Genomic DNA, 24242 nt, shown 5'->3' with positions numbered 1-24242 from the left:
CCTCAGGATCGGGCACAATTTTCCTCTCTGATCCGGTGCACAGTCATGAGGAGGGTTCATCACGCATGAGCCAGCCGCTGTGGATCGACCCGGACCGGATCAACGGTCTGATCTCACGACTGAGCGCCTTCGCCACAACAGCCCGCGATCAGGTCGGCACGCTGACGACTGGGCTGGACGGGCAGGGCGAGCCCTGGGGCACGGATGAGCCGGGGAAGGCCTTCGCCGAAGGCTATGAACCGCGTGCCGAGAAGAGCATCACAGCGCTGAGGAATCTGGCCGATCGGCTCAACCAGGCAAGCCGACAGGTCCGCGAATCCACCCAGAATCTGTACGACGTCGACTACGACAACGCCCTCGAAATCCGCAACGCCGACCCCTACTACCTCGACCTGAGCGTTCCGCAGCAGGGACCCGACCAGATCGTCTACCAGGCGCCCGAGTCCGGCCCCGGCCTCGGCCCCGGCCCGAACGTGCCGGTCGAGGTCCCCGGCGGCTATCCTCCCGGCACCGCCGGATCCGACGCGGCGCCGGTCGGTGGCGAAACCGGCGCGAACGTACCGGTCGATGTTCCGACGGACCAGCCGCTCGACGAGGTGCCCGCGACCTCCGATCCCACCGCCGAGGGATTCGATCCGACAGCGAACCCGATCGACCACCCCGGCAGCGCGGATGGTTCCTACCCTGATCCTGCTGGTGGCCAAGGGAATTCGCCATGGACGGCGGCACCATCGAGTGGCAACCCGACCTCGCCGTCGTCCGGTGATCGCGGTACGCCCCAGCAGGGCAAGACCTCCTCGGCGACGGGGGCGCCCACAGCAGCACCGGGGCGCGGCGCCACCGGCGCGCAGTCCCCGACGGCCGGCAATGCCATCGCAAAACCCACGGATCCCGGTGCGAGGCCAGCGGGCGTGCGGCCGTCGGCGGAGACACCATGGGCGCGGCCCCAGACAGCAACACCGTGGGGTCCCGGAGCACCCCGATCACGCCCACCGAGCACCGGGCCGATGCTGCCGCCCGGACAGGCCATCCCGCCGCCGCGGCGCCGAGACCGCGAACCGGGTCCGACACCACCGCCGACCCGCGGCAAGTCCGACAAGCCACGCCGGTCGAAACGAGAATCCACCGCACGCGTCTCCGCCGGTCAGCCGACGACCAACGCGGCGGCACTCGCCGCCGCGCATGCCCTCGCCACCCGGCGCAACCTGCGGATCTCGGGGTTCGACACCTCGGGAATCGCCGAACACACGGTCGACGAGATCGCCGCCGCGGTCGACGACATTCTCGGCAAGTACTCCTACCTCGTCCTCGGCGGAATCGAGATCACCGCGCGCACCGACGGTTCGATCGCCGAGGTGATCGAAAACCGAGACGACACCGGCCCATGGATCTCGCTCGACGCCAAGCTCGCCGCGAATCCCGACCTGTTCGACACCACGGTCAAGGCGGCCACCAGGGCCGGGCGGATGCCGCCGGGATCCGAGCAACGGCCGATCTACGCGACCGTGGTCCACGCATTGGGCCGGATACTCGTCGCCGCGGCGGGACCGCGCGCACAGCAGCTGGCGCAACGCTCGCTGATCACCGAGTATCGGCGGATCAACGGCCCATGGGACCACCGCGACACCCTGGCCGGTGTGGTCGCCGGATACCGGATCTGGCGCGCCCAGCTGGGCCCGAACAGCTTCCAGGACAGACGTTTTCATGCTCAGGCGGCGCTCGAGAGCGCGTTCGCCGAGGTCGAGTTGCGCGGTGACGACGCGTCGGGTCCGGCGAAAGCCCTACACCGGCTCGTCGTCGAGATACCGCGTGGTCGTCCGGGCGGCGGGTGATGGTCGATCTTCCCGACTGGTTTCCCGACTGGCTGGTCGATCTGGTGCTTGGCCATCTCCCAGAGGGAGACCCGGATGCCATGCGCGCCGCCGCCGAGTACTGGCGAAGTTCGGCGAACGCACTGGCCGAGCTGGGCGCCGACATCGACGAGGTCGTTCAGCACGGCAAGGACCTCGGCATTTCCGGCGATTACATCGATGAGGTCCGCGACTGGTACCGGCAGTGCGCGGTCGACGCCAGGGAGCTGTGTAAAGACCATGAGGATCGCGCCAAACAGCTCGAAGAGGGCGCGCTCCAGATCGAGTTCCAGCAGTATGTGGTCAAGAGCATCGCTTTCGTCCTGATCGGGCAGATCCTTTTCGACCTGACCAGGCCGCATCCAGCGACCGTGTTGGTGATGATGCAGCGTCGGCTGGCCGCCAGGGAAGCGATGGTGCTCTCGCTGCGCAATCTGGTGACGATGCTGCGGCTGCTCAACGCGAAGTTCGCGGTGGCGTACCCGAGGTTGGCGTTGGTGGTCAAGGGCGCCGTGATGGGCACTGCGCTCGGTGGTGGCACACAGGCGTACGCGATGGGTCGACAGATCGCCGAAGGCAATCGCGACGAAATGGACTGGAAGCAGGTAGGGATCGGTGCGGGCGCAGGTCTCAGCAGCGGCATAGTCGGCGCCGCTCTCGGCGGTGCCATCGCACGGAAGGTGATGGGGTCGAGTGCCCGCTCGACCTCGCCGGTCTCCTGGAAGGCCCGCCAAATCGCCGCCGTCGTCGCCGCCGGCGCGATCAGCGGCCCGCCGGCCGCATATGCCGGGGCAAAGACGATGGAATGGCTGTCCGGCGTCGAGCTCACCGACAAAGAGATGGCCGCGATGATCTGGACCGGGTTCGGGTCCGGGGTCGCCAGCTCTATCGGTGCGGCCATCCGCGCGGGACGCACTCCGCCACCTGGATCCGCCCACGCTGGGGCGCCTGCCGATGGCTCCGGTTCGGGAACACCGCGGTTCGCCGAACCCCCGCCCCGGCTGAGATCCCCGCTCACCGGTGCCGACGACGGGCACACCGCACGTCCACGTGATCTGTCACCGGAAGCGCAGATCAACGATCTCGGCCGGGAACTCGCCGGGCGGATGCGCACCGAAGACCTGCCACCCGGGCCGCATCGAGACCTCGTCGCCGCGTTCGTCGACAGCCAGAACACCTCCAGCGGTCCACGATCCTTCCGCGAATCGAGTATCACCGAATTCCAGCAGCGCGCCGATGCTCACTATCGACAGCAGCTGGCGGAAATGGGCATCGGTCAATCGCCTGCACCGCGATCCGATGGCGATGCACCGGGAATACCTCCTGGACAACGCAATTCACCTGATTCACCGGGATCTGGTGGATCCGGACCCGAGCGTCGACCGCCGGTTCCGAGCGGCGGTTCCGGACCGGAGCACGGGAACGTCACCGGCGTACGGGAGTCCGCACCACCGCCGCGAAGCGTCTCGACCGTATCCGGGACAAGTGACGGGGCGGGCACGCCGAATACGGCCGCGCAGAACAATATTCGGGGCGGTGCGGAATCGTCGCAGCCGAACCGGGGCTCGGCGGTATCGGCATCGCCGGAGGGCACCGGCCGAGTTTCGGCGCCAGAGGTCACCACGCCTCCCCCGTCGACGGGCGATCCAGGCCAGGTGCGAGCGACGCCGGACACCGGCGGCGGGGAGTCGGGCCCGACCTCCGTCACCGCAGACGCACCCGCATCTGCGCCCGACGCGCCTATAGCACCGGAATCACCTGCAATGACAGGTGATTCGGTCGCACCGACCGGCCGTGACTCGGCCGAGCCCATCGCGGACAACGGTGCCCGGCCCGCATCGCCCGACGATGGCAGCTCGTCGTTCGGGTATGCGCGCGAGGACGGCGAGAGCCTGGGCAACTGTGCCCCCGAATCCGTCTCGTACATGAAGGAGATCACCGGCTACGACGGCATCAACACCTCGCTGTTGGACAACTCGCAGACTCCCCTGCGAGGGGTCGAAGTCGAGCAGTGGGCCCAAGCCCTCAACGGGCACTGGCGCACCTTCGACTCACCGCAGGCACTCGTCGACTATGTCGCGAACAACAATGTGAAAGTCGCCGGGGCCGTGCAATTCAAGGACGGCGCCGGCGCACACGCCGCCACATTCAGCCGCAACAGCGTCGGCCGCGTCGAAATCCATGAGCAGAAGGGCAATATCGTCCGCGAGATCTCCGGGGATCTGGTGGTCGAGTGGACCGTCGACGCGCAGGGCAAGCGGATCGGCGCGCCCCGTATCGACATCCAAGACAATGCCGTGCAGAACTGGCTGAGCGATATCGCACCGCGCGTGAAGGAAACGCTCGGTGTCGTCTTCTCGGAATCCGCACCCGACAGCGGCCGGTGGCGCCCACAACTCGAGCTGGCGCCGGGCGAGGCGCCGAAGCCGAAGGCGGACTGGGATCCGCTGAAGGGCACGGCACTCCTGGAGCGTGACGCGTCCGCACGGGACGCGATGGACGAAGCCGCGCCCGTGAACCAGGAACAATTCGAGGCAGCGTTCCAGCGCGATCTGGAGCGGTTGGGTGTCACGACAGCTGACGAGCCGGAAGGCCCGACAGCCGCCGCACCGCGGAGCATCGACGCGGGTGCGACGACCACCGAAACGGTCTCGCGGTCCACCGACGCCGACCTGACTGCCCACGACACCGGCGCGCAGCCATCGCGCGACGTTGACGCTCGGACAACCCGCGACGTCGGGGCGTCGAGAAGCCTTGATACCGAAGCGAATACAGGCCGCGACGGCACGCAAGCTTCTCGGGACACTGGCACGGAGCCGCCAGGCAATACCGCAACACAAACGCCCCGCGACACCGGCACGCCAGCCTCCCGCGAGCCTGGCACGCAAACGCCCCGCGACACCGCCACACCCGCCGCACACGAGTCTGGCGGGCAAGCGCCCCGCGACCCTGGCACCCAGTCATCCCGCGACACCGCAGCACAGACAACGCGCCCGTCCGGCGCCGCAGAACCCGCACCGAATCCGCGGCCCGCCACCACCTCGTCACGCATTGCCGACACTCCCACCGAGCAGACCGTTGCCAGCGCACATCCGTCGAGCCCGCCCGCGTCCCCGGCGTCACCAGAGGCCACGGCCGCACCGGCGCAGAGCCGCACACCGGACGCAACCGGTGCCGCAACACCGAAGCCGACCCCCGAAACCGCCTCGGCGACGCTCGGCAGCGACACCGCAACCGCCAGGAGCACCGCCCCCGACGCATCCACCGGGTCCGAACCCGTACCGGGAACTCCGCCACCCGAGGCAATGAGCCCGGCGGCCGCGCCGTCCGTATCGCCCTCGCTCTCGTCGGCTGCCGAAAGCCCTTCGGCTGCAACGACATCGAAGTCGGAATCCTCGGCTACAACGACATCGACGTCAGCATCCTCGGCGTCGACGTCCCCGGCGGCAGCAGAGCAGGTATCGGCGTCGTCACCGGAGTTGTCGGCCGCGTCATCAGCAGCCTCCGCACCGACAGCCACTCCGACGACAGCATCGGCACCTGTATCAACAACGTCGACATCCTCGTCACCAACGACGGCGGGAACCTCCTCACGAACAGCAGCGGCGGCGACGTCGTCAGCAACAGCGGCAGCAGCATCCTCACCAACGGCTGCATCGGCATCGGCGCCGAATCTCTCGGGTCCGCCCGGTCCCGACACACACGAACCGAGTCGGGCCGCGAGCCCACCCACCGCACAAAACCCTGCCGCCCGTTCGGTGGATCCGAGCGCGGGTCGGGCAGCCGCTCTTCCCGATGCAGCCGATACCACCGCGCTGTCGGCCCCCGACAGACAGCCGGAAGCGTCGACCGCGACTCCGCTCCCGGCGACCAACCGGACCCCCGCAGACGACGACCTCCCCGCCGAACCCGAGGAATTCATCCCGCCGAAGCCGAGCACAGTCGAATTCCCCACGGGCACAGACGCCACCACCCCACGCATCCCCGGCTTCCCGTTGGGCGATCCGCCCGAGGAGTTCAAGCTCCCGCCACCCGCCATCTACACCAACCCCGCCTTCCCCATTCCCCCGGAGGAGGACACACGCAACCGAACCCCGATCGTTCCCCGACCTCGCGAGAACGGCTCCCTCGACTCCTGGTCCAACCGACCACGCTTCACCCCCGACGGCACCCAGGAAGAACACGACCCCACCAGCCCACTCACTCCAGAGCCGGCGGTAGGCCCTGAGGTCACCCCGATCCCCCGCCCACCGGCCACCCAGTCGACCTCACTCGACGCCAGCCCGACCACGGTCCCCATGGACGCCGGACTTGGCCGCAAATACCCCACCGACGTCGACGAAAAGGCGCCGGGCGCACCCGGCACACCCGGCGGCCGCCCCGGCCTGAACCCGGACAGCCTCGAATACCTCGACAGCCCCGGCGTGGAAACCACGCAGGGCGGCGTCTCCGGCGCGACCCTCGCACCGCCGCCCCCGCCGAAGATCGAGACCCGGCGCCCCGTGCTCTCGACGCCCGGTACCCGGCACAACATTCGCGGCACGAACCCGTTCCCGTTCGCACCCGCCGAGGATCCGTGGTGGGAGGAAGTCGATCTCGTCCAACACGCCAAAGATCTCGCGGCGGCGATCGCGGAACACAACGCCGAATTGGACGACATCGCGAACGATGCCGAAGAACCGACCGTCGACAACACCCTGCATCGTTTCGCCGAATCAGGTGCCGACTACCGCAGACTGGCCGAACAGCAGATCCTCAAGCGCGACAAAGAAGATCGCAATTCGGTTGCCGAACAAGTGGACAACTTGATCACCGGCATGAAGGCACGGCACAACCACGATGTGCTGACGAACAAGAAGCTGTTCGAACGAGTCGAGAAGCTCTATTTCCAGCGTGAGGACCTGGATCTCCAACCCCAGACGAAAGATTACCTCCAGCGCCTCTACCAGGACTTCCGGCATGCGGGCGTCAGGTCTGCGGCCGAGGAGCAATCCGCCCTTGCGTCCGTCGACGCGAAACTGGCCGATCTCGTGGACGAATACCAGAACAACCTGGTGCAGGCGATCGCGCACGCGGCTCGGAACGGGTTGGCGGGGTTGGATCCCGAGCAGGCGGCCAAGGCCGCCGACGCCGCGGCCGGAATGATCGAGTACATCCTCGACCTCCCCAACAGGTCGAGTGAGAATCAGCAACCCTTCTGGTCGTTCGCCGACGACGGCGCGACCGCACAGCTGCTGTACCAGGCCGCCAAGCGGCTCGGTGCCGGCGGCGCGTACGACAATACGAACAACACCGTCGAGCTGCTTCGGTTGCTCGCCGACCGAGCACAGATCGTCGGCGAACCCCACGACCCGAACCATGTTCCCGCCTACACACCGATCAGCCCCGAGCAGCGGTTCGCCATCCTGTCCCGCCTGATCCCCGCGGGCGCCGAAGACATCACGCCCGAACGGCTCATGTCGACGATGGCCCGTGCGGCGAACGACCTGCTCGCCGCATTGTCGGAGTTCGCAAATACCACCGCGGAAAGCGCCGCGCACCACCTCGAAGCAGCGGCCTTCACCTTCGACCGAGCCGACCGCATCGCCCGCTACCTGCTCCAGAGCGACGAGTACGCTCGCCGCTACCCTCATGTCGATCACATAGCGTTCACGCTGTCGAACGTAAGGTCCCAGCTCCTCGACGGTATCCGAGCAAAGTTGGCCGAGCCGGGCCTCGATACCACCGCAACGGAATACCTCGAGCGCCTGCTTCGCAAGTGGCAGCCCGCGCCCGCTCTGCCCGCGGCCGATCCGACACCCGACACACCCCGCCGACCCGGCGCGAATACCAGCCCACCGACGTCGTACCCCGGATTGATGTACGGCGCAGTGGACACCGGTCGCACCAGCCACGACGGTATGGACGTGCGGCCACGCACCCCGTTCGCGAAGAAGGTCGGACCGCCAGACGGCGGCATGGCCTTCCACACGCCGCCGGGTCGAGAACCGGGTGTCGGTAAGGGCGCCGACAATGTGGCGAAGCGCAAGCAGCAATCGTCCGACACACCGCCCGTTCGGTCCGACAAACCACAACTGTCGGCCCAACTGCAAACCGAACTCGTCAAAGCCGCGCTGCCGAACAGCCTGGCCGACACTGTGTCCGCCGTCGGCTGGCACGAAACGCTGACCACCGGCTTGCGTCGAATCGTCCTCGACGAGACCATCTCCGCCGGGCAAAAGCTGGCACCAGCCAGGACTTTCGCCGACGAACTTGCGCGGAAGTCACGCGTCAAGATCTCGACCGAAACAGTCACCAGGGCCTATCGCGAACTCGCCGACGCGGGATATCTGGTGAGCCGTGGTAAAGCGGGCACCACGGTGACGAGCAAGGATCACTGGCCGAAGCAAGCACCCGCCGACACATCCGTACCGCTCCCGGCCGATGAGCAGGCAGGCCTCATCGAGGCCTCGCTTCCAGGCTCTCTCGCGGACACCGCGGCCCGAACCAGCTGGCAGGCAGCACTGGCCGACGGTCTACGCCAAGCGATCCTCGACGGCTACCCACCCGAAGGCCAACGGCTCACTCCGATCGAAAAGCTCGCCGAAGAACTGGGGATTTCCTCGGAATCGGTCCGCAGGGCCTATAACCAACTCGACGATGAAGGCTATCTGCAAGTCAGGCATCCGGTCAGCACGACCGTGGCGAGCAGGGACCGATGGCCGAGCGTAGCCCCTGGTACCGAGGCACCGCTCTCGGCCGCAGAAACTCTGACCATCCTCACCGGTGAGCCCTCTCCGGGTTCGCTCGCCGACACCGCCGCCGATATCGGCTGGCACGCCACATTGACACCGCTGTTGCGGCAAATGATTCTCGACGGCCACGTCGGCCAGGGTCAGCGCATGACACCTGCCAAGGAGCTCGCCGAGGCGCTGGGAATATCGAAAGACACTGTCCGCAGGGTGTTCCGCAGCCTGGCCGGCGACGGCTACCTCGTGATCAAACCCTCGAGCGGTACACGCGTCGCCGATGCGGGCCAATGGCCGAACAGCCCCGAAACTGTTCAGGAGAGTCCTGCGGCGGTGCAGGCATCGGCCGTCTTGCGAGATCTACTGGGGCCGAACGAGTATCACTCACTCGGGGCAGAGCCGGATTCAGGTGTGCAGATGTCACACGAGACCGCGGTGGCATTGCGCGACTACGCCGTCGAACACGGCGAACTGCGGATCGGCGGTTCTCGCAATGTGTACAAGATTTCTGGATTCGCGGTCCAGATCATGTCGCGCCCGGACAATGTGCTGGACCACGTCACCTGGGCCGACGAGGCCGCGATCATCGAGGCCGCTGCCCGCAAGATGGGCGGGTTGCCTCGCATCCTCTACGTGGGGGACGATTTCCGTATCGACCGTGATGCGGGCGAACCGATAGCGGACTTCTTCTCAGATCCCGTGATCATGCAGAAGCTGACCACGATCATCACCGATTTCCACAATCTCCCGTTGAGCGACTTCGGGGACATCCCACAGCATCTCCGGTCGGGGACCCTCGCGGACTTCATCCGAATTCACGCCGCCCATGCCGAGCAGGTGTTCCAAGAGTTCGGGGAACGATCCGTCGCGATCAATGCGGTTCGTCAAGCGTTCGGATTCGGGCCCCGGCTGACCGACGCCCTGGAGCAGGCGCTCACCGACTTCGTCGAATCGCCGATCGAACCGTGGGTCCCTCTGCATATGGATGTGACGCCGAACAACGTTTTGGTCGATGCGCACGGAAACGTCACGCTTATCGATTTTCAGTATGCCGGCCCAGGCCCGAGGGCCGTCGACGGTTTGATTGCGCTACATCGCAATGGAATGCCGGTACTCGAATCGGCCACCCTCACTTCGCCGAGCACGGCGCGCTTCATCCTTACCGTATTGCCCATGCTCGACACTTTCCGGGCATCGAATGACACGATTCGTATGGTCGAGCTGGCCCAGGCCGGCGAGTTGGACGACCGCAGGGCCCGCATGCTCGCCTCCAACGTGCAGCTGGCACTCACCGGTGCGTTCACGGCGGCCGGACTGCCCCACAAGTGGATGTCGATCGAAGACATGATCGCGCTAGTTCGCTCCGCTGTGGACGGAGCACCTGACGCCGACCGCACAGGTTCACACCGAACCGCAGATGGACAAACAACAGCACCACAACCCGCTCGAACAATCTCGCCGAGTTCATCGTCGTACCCGGGCTCGATGTCCGGCGCCCTGGATACCGGTCGCGGGGAATACGACGACCCGGGCGCCCGTCCTCATATTCCATTCTCGAAGGGCGGCCCGGCAGAAGGCTATATGGCCTTCCGCAACCCACCCGGTGGAGAGCCGGGCGACGGCAAGGGCAAAGCAGGCCGATCGACGAACCCGGCCACCGCCCCGAGCAAACCGACATTCGACGTCGCGGATCCGAGTACGCCCACCGATGCCTATCCCGGCTGGCTCGATCCGGTCGAGGTCGTCGTCGTCCGGTTCGATGGCGATCGGTTCGTCGGACCGGACGGGCGGCGCTACAACACTCGAACACGTGGCGGCGATACGTTCCTGATGGACCTCCACGGAAATTTCGTCACCACTCCAAATGTGTCCGGAGAGCACCCGCATCTCTACAACTCACATCACCGTGGCAGCAGCATCTACTCGGCATTCGGGTATTGGAGGATTATCGACGGAAGGCTGGACCTGGTCGGACCGTTCAGCGGCCTGTTCAAAGCGGCATCGCATGATCCAAAGCACCTCGCATACCTCAGATACGCGCTCAGCGAGCACGTGGATTTGTCGCGCGTCGATTTCGCTATGCTCGAGGAGATCCAAGGCCTGCTATGGCTGGACGGCGCAGAAATACCCGCCAACCATTCAGCGGCAGAGATCGTTCCCGAAGCCGGATCCATCGTTTCTCGGAATGGCCTCGAACGACGTCTCGAGAAGATACTCAATGGTGCCGGTGACGGTTTCTGGATAAAAGTAGTCGATTTCACCATTCCAGCCGACGGCGGGTTGCACATCGACATCGCGCTCAACGCGGTTCGCGGAGAGTCCGGGCAGGTGGTGCTGGACATGAGTCCGGCCGGCGAGGCACCGACAGCGAGTCTTCGTGACTTCGATCCCGGACCGGAACCCGCACGAACCCATCCGATCTTGCGTCAGCTCTACAAAAGGCTGACCCCGTGGCTCGAGGACTCGGGATTCTCCTGGACTCCGGCAACCGAACAGTTGTTGGCAGAGACTCCGTCCCGACCGGGGGCGACAACGCCTGCCACCGAACCGCCATCGACCACTGAGACATCCACGCACCCTGGTGGATCCATCGCCACCGACCCGCCCGCCCCGACCTCCGAGCCGGTTCAGGCGCAGCAAACGACACCAGGTGGTGCGACACCAGCGGATCGCGGACGTTCGCTGCGGGTGGCGACGTGGAATATCGCTGGGGGACGCGTTATGCGGTCCTCGGATGACCATGCGGTCTCCTCGGATGATCACGCGGCCCCGGAGGATGGGAACAGTCCTTTCCCGCTCGAGCAATACGACCACATCGATGTTGCGTACTTTGCCGAGCAGATCCGCCAGGCCGATCTCGATGTCGTCGCCATACAGGAATCCGAGGCCGGCGCGGGCGGCACTACCGCGCAGGAGTTGGCGGCACTGCTCGGCTACCCGTACGTATACGAGACCGTGATGTGTCCGTCGCACATGGATCCGAGCCAGACGAAGATGCTGAGTCTGGCTGTGATCAGCCGAATCCCGATCGATGCGGCCGAAGGACACCTGCTGCCCGTCACCACGCTCGAGCTCCGGATCGGCGGTCGGCCGGTGGCGCCCCATGATCGGTTCGCGCAGGTCGTCGAGATCGGCGGGGTCACCATCATCAATACGCACCCGACACCGCTCGGCGTCTTCGGGTACAACTATGAGCACGGCGACGGCGCGGTCCACGCCGAAGAGATCGGGCAGATGTTGCGGGCGTTGGCCACCGGCCCGGTGGTGATCGCCAGCGATCTCAACACCGATCGCCCGCAGACGGCGTACGGGGCGATCTTCGACGAGATCGGCCTGTCCCCCGTCATAGCCGCTGATGCACGGACCGTGCCTATCTGGGACGGCGCACCGGACCTGATACTCGCCTCACGCGAATTCGATATTGCCGAGTCCAGCATCACCCAGACGAACACCGACCACTGGCTGGTGCACGCCGATCTCACGGCCGTCGACCAGCAGGTGGTCGACTCACTCACCACCACACGAGGCAACGAGGCCCCACCGCCGCTGACCCGCATCGACATCTCGGTGAAACCCGACATGCTCGACGGCGCCAAGGCACGCGATGTGGTCGCAGGCACGCTGGCAGGATCACCGCTCGAACCGCAGACCGCTGCGGCGGCAGAAATGCTCGAGGCGCTGCTGAGCACTGCTGACGGCCCGGCGGTGGTGCGCACCACCAGAGGTGGCCAGGCGGACGCACAGTGGGTGGCCATCGAGGTCATCGACCAGAGCAGGGTCGCCCCGGTCCGGGACAAAGCCGACCCCGATACCGGTGTCGTCACGCCGACCGAGACCGGGCGACTCCTCGAACTGCTGGACGAGAAGTCACGGACCTGGGGAATCGAACTCTTCGAGAACGGCGATCGATCCAGGCGGTTCACCCTCGCCACACCCGCCGTACCCGACGGACCGCTGCCACCGCTTGGCGATCCAGCCGTCGACCTGTCCTTCAGCCGGGAAGAGGTGTTCCCAGGGGGCGGGGCCGTGCGACGTGCCTTCGTCGAACTGCTCGACCGAAATGGCTGGTCTGAGGGGCAACGCGAAGATATCCGGCTGACCGTGACAGAGGTGTTCGCCAACATCTCGCGGTACGCCAAGGAGGGCGGCGCACAGGTACGAGCGTGGATGTCCGAAGATGGCGACGAGATGGTGGTGCACATCTCGGACACATCCCGAGTGGTTCCGGGATGGAAGCTGTCCGAAGTCGGCGCACCGATGGACGACGCCGACACAACTCCACTCGACCGAGCCGATCCGGAGGCAGAAGCACGGCTTCTCGCAATGATCGACATCGATACCCTGTTGGCGGGCGACGGTGATCCGACCGGTCTGAACTCCGTTTTGGCCGACGGCACCCACGAACGCGGTGGCGACATCATCATGAAGCTCGCCACCTCATTCGGATATGAACTCGAGGCTTACGGCGCCCCCGGCAAATCGATCTTCATGAAGTTCCGCATGGACCCGCCAGAACAAACCGGGCCGGCGTCCGACGATCGATCCCCCACCACACCCGCTCCCGCCGAGGGCCCGAAACCGAACCCGAAGAACATTCCGGACGATGTGCCCAACTCCGACATAGCGTCGCACTCCGATATTTCGCGAGCCCCGGGGCACGTTCCGCCCGAATATCTGGCCGGCGCCACCGATGTCGGCCATTTGGACAGTGCAACCGGACAACGGCCGATCGCCGGTGAAACATCCAGCAAACCCAATGGAATACCGAAGTCGTCCGGAGGTGGCGGGCAGGCCCCCGGCCCCGTCGTTCCCTTCCACGACGCCGGCCCGGCAGGTTCCCGATATGAAAACCCACTCGCACCTGAACGCCACAGGCTCGTCGGTGGCGGCCGCCCCCAGCTCGGTCCCGACGGGTACACACCGCTCGTCTTCAACCGCTTCAATCGTTTTCCCGACCCGACCTCCGACAACAACGACGACACCGGTCGCGACCCCAAATCGCTCGAATCCAAGTCGGCCCCGACAACTCCAGCAGCGGCCGTCCCGAACGATTCCGGCGTCGAACCAGCGGCTGACCGCGAAAAGATCACCAACCTGTGGAAGCTCATGCGCACCGACCACAAGGTCGGCATGCGTTTCAGCTCCGAGTTCCTCAACGCGACCGGCATTTCGATCGTGCAAACAGCGATCGACCAGTGGTACATGACGAACTCTGGGCCTGCCGTTGCGAGTGCCGTTTCGGCGCTCATTACTGTGCCCGCGTTCGTCGGAGCCCCGATCGCAGGGTATCTGACCGATCACTTCTCACCGAGGAAGTTGATGTGGGGCAGCGCATTCGTGGGCGCAAGTACCTCAGCAGCATCGACTATCGCGCTGGCGACAGGCACTCCGTACACCATACCCATACTTCTCGGATCCACATTCGTGGCAGCCGGAGCCTCCGTCGTCTATGGAAGCAGTTCGGCGAAGGTGCTCAACGCGATGGCCGGCGACGCGCAACATGGCCTGAGCCGCTACAACAATCTCAAACAAAATATTCCGCGAATTGTTGGAAGAGGGGCGGCTCCCAGCTTGCTGGCTGTCGGACCATGGTTGGCCCCACTTATCAACCTAGGTACGAACGTCGCCAATTTGACGACCATGTCGGGGATACCTGATATTCCGACCACACCGAGAAAGAACAGTTTCCGAAAGCAGATACTCGACGCGGTCGTAGTGGGACCTCGCACGATCTATGGCAACCCCATGCTGCGAAGCATCAACAATGCCCATACCCTCACCAATCTCTACCTCGGAATGCAGGGCAGCCAGTTCACCTATCTGCTCGTCAACTCCGGCATGTCGGCTACACAGATGGGATTGGTGGCGACACTGGTCCCTTCCGGGGCTGTCATCGGGAATGTCATCCCCACCAAGTTGATGGACAAATTCCGGGTCAAGACCCTTTCCACTATGAGGTTGGCGGGACTGGCCGGGACTGCCATGGTGCCGGCAATCACCAGCGACCCGTTGCCGGCTTCGGCGGCATTCGCCGCAGGCTGGGCACTCATCGGTGCGACAAGCATCCCCGTCAGTACCTACGGACGTAGGAAGACCCCGGGTGCAGTGCTCGGGCAGGCAAATGCCGTTCGCAACATGACGATGACCGGTTCTGTCGCACTGGGCGGCCTGGCCAGTGGCGGCGCACTCGAGTTGATGGGACAGGGGCCTGCGGCAACCGCGCTCGCCGCGGGTGCGGGCGCGGTCGGAGCGTGGACGGTCCTGCAACGACTCTTCGGTCGCAACAAAGCCCGCGAACTGCTCGACTGCATCTCGCAGACCACCCGAGCCACCCAAGAACTCGGCCTCCTCCACGGCACCACACCCAAAAAACGAAGGAACAACCCAAAACACCTCGCCGAGGCTATTTCCACCCAACTCGTCGAACTCCCCCACACCGGCGAACCCGAAGCCACGATATCGGCCTACCTCGACAAAATCACCGATCCCACCAACCCCGTCGACACCACCGTCATCCTCTACGACTACGGCAAAAAGAAAGGAATGCACTCCACCGTCGCCACCAACATCGGCAACGACGCACTCCTCATCTTCGACACCAACATCCAAGACCCCACCAACACCGACCCCGACGACCCCGACCGCATCCCCCGCGTCCGCACCCGCGACGAATACGAACTGCCCTACGCCGACGACATCGAGAAAATCTACATCGCCGAACTCACTATCGACGAAGACAACAACCTCACCAACCTCCACCCCATCGACCCTGACCAGCCTGCCCCGCGAGAAAAAGGTAAAATCAAAGGCCGACCCGCCGGCGACGATGGTGAGGCCATCGATCCCACGGTGGCGAGTCTTCTGGAAATACTGGACGAGCAGCGAATCCGTTCGGCACGTAATGGTATTTCGCTCGACTTTGCGAACAAGGCGGTACCACCGAGCGATACGAGTCGGCTCGTCGAGGTGCGTGGACTGCTCGACGAACTGCTCGACCACACCAAACATCCCTCCGATACGGAGCCGCAGCGATTCCGGCTCTTGTCCCACTTGTTCCACGCGGTCGAGGCACGGCACGCTACGCCCGCGCCTGAACGGCAACCGATCAACGACCGAATCAACTACCTTCGCGAAACACTGAGGTCCTCCGGCGGCCAGGAGCCGCGCACCGGTAACGCCGAGCATGGCGCAACCCATCCGGTGCGTGTGCTGTTCGATTCCACGAAAGCCTCGACAAACTACGCGAGCAGATTGCAGTACGGGCGAGAGATCTGGGAGGAGGTGGTGCCGCAGTTAACCGACGCAGAGGTCGCGGCGATGCGGCCCTATACGATCGATCCGTTCTGGCATGAGTCCATCGTTCAGCTGAAAGAAGCCCTGCGGGGCGGATACGAGCTCACGCCGGAGCTCGCCCGGACGCTGGCCGCCACCAATGCCGTTTTGGCTCGCCGTCCGCTGCCGGAGCCGATGGTGATGAGCATCAGCCTTTCCGCTGAACTCGTCGACATGGCGAACAACCCGATCGTGCCCGGGGCCGAGTTCCGGCTGCCCGATCTGACGCTGGCGATGACAGGAGTGACACCGCCTGTATTGGGGGATCGTTTCAAGGTCGTGCTGACCGTTCCCGCAGGCACTCCGAGCTTCCCGTTGTTCGTCCTGCCTTCGGCACCGGCCACTTTTCCGTTGCAGCTGCTTCCGAACGGTCTGTCGATCCGCATCGACCGGACCAGAGATATGGGCGAAGGCCACTGGCTGTTGCATGCGACCGTCGTGGCAGGTCCAGGAACTCAGGTAGGCGACAACGCCGGTTCTCCATGGGCGGCCGTGGACGTGACTCCCGCACCGGACCCGGTCGCAGTCTTCCCACCGCTACCCCCTGAACCCCCGCGCACCAAGGCTCAGCCTGAGCACAGCATTGCGTCGTCCGAATCGAATGCACCGCAACCCAGCCCGCAATCGTCGACGCAGCCCCCGTTGCCCACGCCATCCGATCCGGGCCTCGGTGCGGTCATCGCAGGCCTCGAACCGCAACCGGCATTCAACGCCGCATCCAGCCGGCTGCCGGCGGCGCCCGGCGACCATTCCACGCAGGCGGCCGGCCCGATCGCCGCGGTCAGCGATATCGGTGTTGGTCCCGAACATGGCGGCCGCGACTCGAACGAGGATGCGTTCGGATTCGTCACGGTGACCGTGGACGGCGCACCGGTGCAGCTCGCCGTGGTCGCCGACGGAGTGGGTGGCTCCCCTCGCGGCGGCGAGGCGGCGCAGGCAGCGGTGCGGGCGGCCATTGCCAGCATGTCGGCCGCTTCGGCAGAGCTCGGATCCACGGGCCAGTTCGATCCGCTCCGCGTCGTCCGTCGCGGAATGTCGGCCGCCCGTGCCGCGGTGGCGGAACTTGCCGAAACCCCCGGACAGCCGAATTCCCCCGATTCCACAGCCGCGCTCGCGGTGATGCAATCCGGAAACCTCGTCATCGATTCAGCCGGGGATACCCGCGTGTACTGGCTGCCGGTGGACGGTGGCACACCGAAGCAGCTCAGTGTCGATGACACGATCGTGCCGAAGCTGATCGCCTCCGGTATGCCCGAAGGCGAAGCGCTGCAACTGTCGTACGCCGGTCAGACCACCCGGTCGTTGGGGCGCCCCCTCCCCGACGACGCGCAATCACATGCGACGAAGATCCCTGTGGAAGGCCGCGGCTACGTACTCATCGCCACCGACGGCGTCTGGCACGACACCTATCAGGCCCACGCACTCGCCGCGATCGTCGAGCAGGCACATCAACAGTCCCCCGGTGACCACCGCGCCGTCGCCGCCGCGCTCAACGAGCACGCCCACACCACCGGCAACCACGACAACATGACCAACCTGCTGATCTGGCACGAGCCAGCAGCGGCGACACCCGATCAGCCCAGCCCGCAGGCCGATCCCCGCCAAGGGTTCATGCAGTCCGCGGACCCGAGCCCACACGCCCAGCCCGGACGCGGCACCTCCGGCGGTACCGCAACGACCCCTGGGCCAGAAGTCAGCTATCAACCCGCCCATGGCTTCAACCCCCTAGCATCAGAACGCACCTCCCGTCTGTCCACACCGAGCCGCCGACTCGGCCCGGATGGCTACTCCCCCGGCGTTTTCAACCGCTTCAACAAGTTCCCCGACCCCACACCAGAAGGCGACCCGGACACCCGATCCGATCAACCGGCGAGTCGGACACAACAGGCGGAGACGACCGCCGACCAAGCGCGGTCGAACTCGTCCGTCCAGGAAAAGGCGGTGACACCCGAGCAATTCGACATCGGCCAGTCGCACACTCGGGAGACCGAACCTCCGCTGGGCGCCGCGGGGGACGGCGTCCGTGTGTTCCGAATCCTGGCCGATCCGGGTGAGTCCGGCGACGTCTGGGTGGCTCCGGGTGTGTGGGGCCGTCGCGCCGCAGGCATATTGACTCGGAATATCGACGACGCGGGCATCGAGTCGTTCCTTCTGGCACAGGAAGGAACCACCGGCAAAGGCAAGTGGCAGCTTCCCGGCGGCGCGCTGGATTCGGCCGAACTACCCGGAAACGGCGCGGCCAGAGAGATGAGCGAAGAGCTGGGCGTCGGCCAGGACTATCTGGACACTCTGGTGTATCGGGGCACCCACGTCTTCGACGGCCCGGGAGTGTGGCGGTACTACAATCTCGCGGCCGACGCTCCGTCTCGGATCGATCCGGTGGTCGACGGACAGGAGATCCTGGCGGCGCGGTGGGTGACTCGCGACGAGCTCCTCCGCATGGCGAACGATGGTGAGCTGCATTCGGCGCTCGCTCGAGAACTTCCCGACATCCTGGCACAGTTCGACAAGCCCATCGGCATGGGCGATCGCATTCCCGGGCGGGACCTGATCGGCGCACTGGACTACCAGACGATCAATGCCGCCATCAACCCCGACGAGCACCGCGACGATGGTTTGGCGCTGATCTGGCGGGACCAAGGATTCGACGGATTGCCGACAATCGCCGGTGCCGACGGCCTCGACGCGGTCATCGAGGCGGGCGGTGTCGAACTCTTTCGGGGGCTGGCAGAACCGAGCTACGTCGAGATGTTCCGGTCGGGCAGTCACTTCCCCGGGAAAGGGGTTCACGGCAACGGAACGTATGCGGCGACCACGAGGAACGTCGCCGACGGATACGGCGGCGGAGATGCCGGCGGCGGGTTGGTCCGGATGGCGTTGCGACCCGACGCGAAAAAAATCGACCTCGCCACGCTGCGCAAACAGCAGGCGGCCGCGCTGGCGTCCATCGAGAGGAAACTGCGCTGGACGCCGTGGCCCTGGCGCAATGCGGCCCGCCGCGAGGAGTTACAGCACCGCCGTGAGGTGCTGCGGGACCTGGGACGCTTCGCGGCGGCGCGGGGATACGACGCCTACGAGATCGGACAATACGGGTATTGGGTGGTGCTGAATCGCACGGCCGTTGTCGTCGAAGGCCTGACCTCGAGCGAGGTCGCCGCGGCCCAGGCCGGGACCGCCGGCGATCGACCCGACGGTGAAGTTTCGCTCCGGGACGTGATCAGCAGCGTGAATCCGCGCGGCGCCCTGGACCGTCGCAGCAGTGCGCTACTGGCCGAAATCAAGATCATCGCCTTCGGGGTGTCCGCCGAGACCATCGAGCAGACCAGATGGGCCGTTCCCGACGGCCCGGTCGATACGCACTACTCCACGGAGTTCCTCGACTATCGGCATGCGGACGCCCTCGAACGGATCCTGCTCCAGGGCGAAAACCTCGCTCGCGGAATTCTGCGGTACCAGCCACGCGACGGCGGCGATCAGCATCTGCTGAATGTGTTCCATGATCATGGCCGGGTTCGCTATTTCGACGCTCATGCGGACGAGGAGGTGACCGAATCGATCCGCCCGTACCTGAACGCGCTGGGCCGATTCGAGTTTCTGCGAACGGATGAGCAAGCACTTCGACAGCTCCTCCCGAGCACCTCACTGGGGCCGGATGCCGATATCGACCCGATCGGCGAGATGAGTTTCCGTCTCGATGCCGATGAGGTGCTATTGCCATCAATACTTCCGGATACCGTTGTCGGCGTTGGATTCTTCGGCGCGGAGGGTCGGTCTCGGCCACTGGGAACCGCCGATCCCGACGGAGATCTGTGCGCCTACATCGGATTGCAGACGCTCGGCGTTGCACCCGATTATCCCCCGGTGGAACGCCCGGTGGGCTCGCCACTGTGGGGTGAGGATGTCGTCGGTGATATCGCGGTCGTCGTCGACGAGACACGGGCCGCGATCTATCGCGCCGCGGTGGTGGCCCGCCATACCGATGCCGCCGCCATCGGTATGGCCGCGAGTGTGGCGCGCGAACCGTGGCAGGTGGAGAGCACCGCGGAGAGTGCGGTGTCCAGAATGCTGGCCAACCTGCCCGATCTGATCCCCGATCCCCGATTCACCGATATCACAACGTATCTGGACGGTGACACCTTCCGAGCCGATGTACGTGACGCCACCAGGGGCACGCGGTTGTCGGTGACCGGAACCATCGCCGAGCGCAACGGCATTGTCGTGGCCCTGGTCGTCGTGGCCGATCCGACCGAGTTGACCCTGCCCGAACCCGGCGAGCAGACGCCGCACGACTCGGGCCCGAATGTGCCGCTCGCCGGCACTGTCGCGGTGAGAGCGGCTGAGCTCACCCGGGCCGAGGGATATGTAGCCGATCGGTTCGACCCAGCGAAGTTGGACATGGTTCGCACGGCGTTGGCCGAGGAACTCGCGGACCACAACCTCACGCTGGAAGAGCTCGTCGAACAGGGTAAGGACCCGGGCAAGGCGCTGTGGCCGGACGCGGCGCGGCATCTGCGGGAGGTGAAAGAGCGGCTCGATGACCTGCTGGACGTGGTGTTGAGCGGCGCAGCGCCGACCGCGCTCCCAGAGCTCGTCGAATCGCTGATCGCCAACCTCGACGCCGCCGCCGAATGGCGGGCAGCGCTGCTGGAGATGATGCGGATCGCAGGCGTGGGGCCGCTGATCGGATTTCCGACGGTCACCCAGATCGACGCCGCTCTCCGACAGTCCGAGGACGCAGCGCTGAGCGCCGCGGCGGACCGCTACCGCCGTGCCGATATGGCCTTGGACGCGACCATGAGTCGACTTGCCGCACGGCCGGATCCGCTGCTGGACAAGGTGCGCGGGGTGAACCCGGGCCGTGGCGAGACGAACTGCGCGGAGGTCGCCGTCGTCACCGACCTCGCGCTGGCGGGCCGACAAGACTATGTTGCCGCTCCCGCGCCGCCGACGACCCTGGGTTGGCCCGACGGCGAAGCTCCTGCGCGGCAATCGTATTTCGCGGGCTACTACTCCGGAGAGTTCCGGGCGGTGCGCAGTATGGGCGATATCGATGCCGAATTGCTCGCCGCCGAGCAGACAGGCAGCACGTCCGCACGTGGTCTCGTCATCTACGGACAGCGTGACGCCGACGGTGCGAACGCGTCCAGTCATGTGCTCAACGTCGTCGTCGACGACGGTGCGGTGCGCTATTTCGACGGCCAAACGGGCCGGGACCGCACGTATTTCATGCGCTTACTGGAGCAGAGGATCGCGGCCGATTCGGGGCGCACCACCTTCTTCGTCGACTTCCTGCGGACCGACGGCCGGTTCACCGATGCGGCGCCGCACCGGCGGCACACGGAGAACACCGGTGGATCCGCAGCCGACCGGCAGCAGGTGCCGCTCGGCCAGTCCGAGGATGAGCTCGACGACCGGATCCGTTCGGGTACCAGCGAAGCCGCACCGGCGGCCGTCGGGAACGGCAACTCCGACGCAATTGCGGCCCCTGATGGCGCACGGCGGTTCGGCGACCGGCTGTGGGCGGCGGCCGTCCAGCGGCACAGGAACCTGGAGTCGGCGGCGAACCCCTTCGCGGGCGTGGGCTGGTCGATTATCCGAGCCGCGCTCGCAGACCTGAGCCAGGAACGACGGCGGATCGCCGAACTTCGCTACCTCCGGGGTCTGTCGTCGCGGGACGCGGCTTCCCGGCTCGCGAAGCCCATGGATTACGTCGAGCTGGTCGAACAAGACACCGTACGCCTGCTGGTCCATTCGCTGGCGACGGCCCTCGGCGTGCCTCAGCCGGCGCTCACCGAGGAACCCGACGCGTTCGACGAGATCATCCCTGAGGACCGGCCCACCGCGGACGGCGGTCCGGCGTTCCGGCCCGGCATGGATCAGCTGCCGCCCAGGGAAACCCCCGAGTACCTCGCACTGCGAGCGGCGATCGAGGCACGGCTGCCGGAGAGAGTCCTTCCGTTCCTCGGCGGCGACCTGCCACGGTTGCTCGAGGTTCTCGCGGAGCTACCCGCGGACCGGGCCGAGTATCTCGAGCTGCGGGTGTTGCGCGGTTGGAGTCATGCTGACACCCAAAGCGCGCTGGGACTGTCGAATCAGACGCAGATGAAGACCATGCGCAGGCTTGCGGCCAAGGACCTGGTCACAGCATTGCGGGTGTCCTGGGTCAAGAGTCTGGTTCCCCCCGACGGCTATGCGCGCACCATTGTCGAGTTCCGACTCGGAATCGACGAGCTCCCACGGGTCGGCTCGCCGGAATACCTCGAGCTGCTGTTCACCATCGAGACACGGCTGCCGGAACCGGTCAGGACGGCGATGGCAGGTGACCTGGGGCGTCTGCTCGACGCCATCGGCACCCTGTCGGGCAAACATCGACGCTGGGCGCAGGCGCGGTACCTGTCGGGCCAGGACATGGCGCAGGCCATGTCCGATATGGACATCAGGTCCAAGGCCACCGCCAAGGTGATCCGCGGCGACGTTCAGGACTACCTCGTTGTTGCGCTCAGCGAGCCCGATCCCGTACCCGCCCTGTCGGAATGGGTGGGTTCGCTCCCCCCGGCCGGATCCCCCGAGTACGCGCGACTGGCAGCCGAGGTGCACGCGCGACTGCCGCAGGACATCGCGGAACTGGCCAACGGTGATCTGACGCGTCTGGCCGAGGTGGTCGGAAACCTGTCACCGCAACGGCAGGCGTACAGCGTGCTTGTGCTGCTCTACGGCGAACCGCATGAATCCGCCTGGCGCCGACTGTCCACCACCCGCCGCGTTGTCCTCCAGGTGCGCTCCAAGACATTCGCCCTGCTCCGCGCGGGCTTGCGCGAGGAACATCCCGCGGATCGGACGATCCCGCAGGCGGGTGGTGCGCAACCACCGTCTCCCCGTGGCGGTGGAAGCGGTGCTCAGCGTCGCGGATCCAAGGATTTCGGGTCGGAACTCACCTTCGTGAACCAGACGCCGTGGCTGGGTTACCACCACAACCCGAACAACGGCGCCGAATGGTCAACCTCGGACAATCCGCCCACAGACAGCCCCCGGACGTTCGCGGATCTCGAGGACTGGGTCGCGGCGATGGATCCGGAAACTGCCCGGCAGCTCATGACGGATCTGCGTGCAGTGGCCGAGCAACATGCGGCTGAGTTCCGCCGAGGCGAGCCGCCGCAGGTCGACGAGGTGATCGAATCGGCGCGAGAGTTGAACGTGTTGCTGCACAAGCGCACTGCCGATCTGATGGCGAAGGCACCCGCACCCCGCGGCGAGTTCCCCGGCGCCGCCGTCGCCGAAGAGCTCGCGAACCAGGTGGCCGACCTCATCCCCGAAGCGGAAGAGCTCGCCGAGACAGCCAACGCCGTCTATCACATAGTGGGGATGTCGGCGCTGGAGGTGCCGGGGCGTCCGCTGCCGGAATGGGCCGGAAACAATCCCCATGCCGTCCTCAGCGCGCTGCACCACTTTCCCCAGCATCTGCAATGGATGGCCCATGAGTTCCGCCGTGGCGTGAGCCTGGCCAGGATCCCAGAGGCGATGCGGGCGGCGCTGCCCGAGCGAACAACCGAGATGTTCTGGGATTCAGTAGAATTCGGCCTCCAGAAGGCGAGCGATCTGAAGAAGCATCTCCTCGCGGGTGACATCACCACGAATTGGGCCGCGGAGGTCGACGGGTTTCTGGTGAGTCGGCTCGGGACGGATTTCGAGCCCGACGTGGTTGCGGCCCACCGATCATTGGGCCAGGGCATGACGGCGTTCGCCAGGGCGGGCGGCTACCGAGACCGGGAGTTCGCCGCGGCCGCCGCGCCGTACGTGCGGGATCTACTCAGCCTGGTGCGCTACCAGCTGACCCGCACTCGTGATTCAGCGGCGGCGGTCGGCATGTTGGCCGAACTCGACTACACGTTGAACGTCATCGCCCAGCGCATTCCGGAGTCCGATGCGGCGTGGGATGCCGCCCAGACGATCAGCCGGCTTCACTCCTCACTGTCCAATGCGCAGGAGTCTCTCACGGAGTACATCGTTTCGATGCACACCCGCGAGGAAAGCCTTCGGATCCTGGCCCTCGATGCAGAGTTCGCGGACACATTCGACGCAACCCTGCGCGACCTTGCCGAACTGGCCGAACACCATCGAGAGCCCGAGGTGCCCGATCGAGTGCACGATGGTTCGTCGGACTCGAGTCGTCCGCCTGCGCGGGTACCCGCCATCGTCTCGGTGGAACGTGACGAGCTCACGGACTTGTTCACCGCATACGGCAACGACAATTCCAGCGAGCTCACCTGGACCGGCGCGAACAGCACGTACTCGGTGGAACTGCCCGACGGCCGCACGCTGTGGATCTTCTCCG

2 protein-coding genes are annotated in these 24242 nt (G+C 65.8%); both read left to right on the top strand.

From position 1 onward, the window contains the following. Positions 1-65: 65 nt before the first annotated feature. Positions 66-1832 carry a hypothetical protein gene (locus tag QH168_RS11395; protein WP_280234558.1) on the top strand — a complete coding sequence of 589 codons (1767 nt, stop codon included), beginning with the start codon at positions 66-68 and terminating at the stop codon, positions 1830-1832. Beyond that, a partial coding sequence (locus QH168_RS11390; protein ID WP_280234557.1) for a GntR family transcriptional regulator occupies positions 1832-24242 on the top strand: 22411 nt, incomplete at its 3' end. The genes QH168_RS11395 and QH168_RS11390, both read left to right, overlap by 1 nt.

Source organism: Nocardia cyriacigeorgica, assembly GCF_029868385.1.
In the GTDB taxonomy this organism is placed as follows: Bacteria; Actinomycetota; Actinomycetes; order Mycobacteriales; family Mycobacteriaceae; genus Nocardia; species Nocardia cyriacigeorgica_F.
The sequence above is the reverse complement of the archived record's forward strand: the minus strand, read 5'-3'. Positions and strand labels throughout refer to the sequence as shown.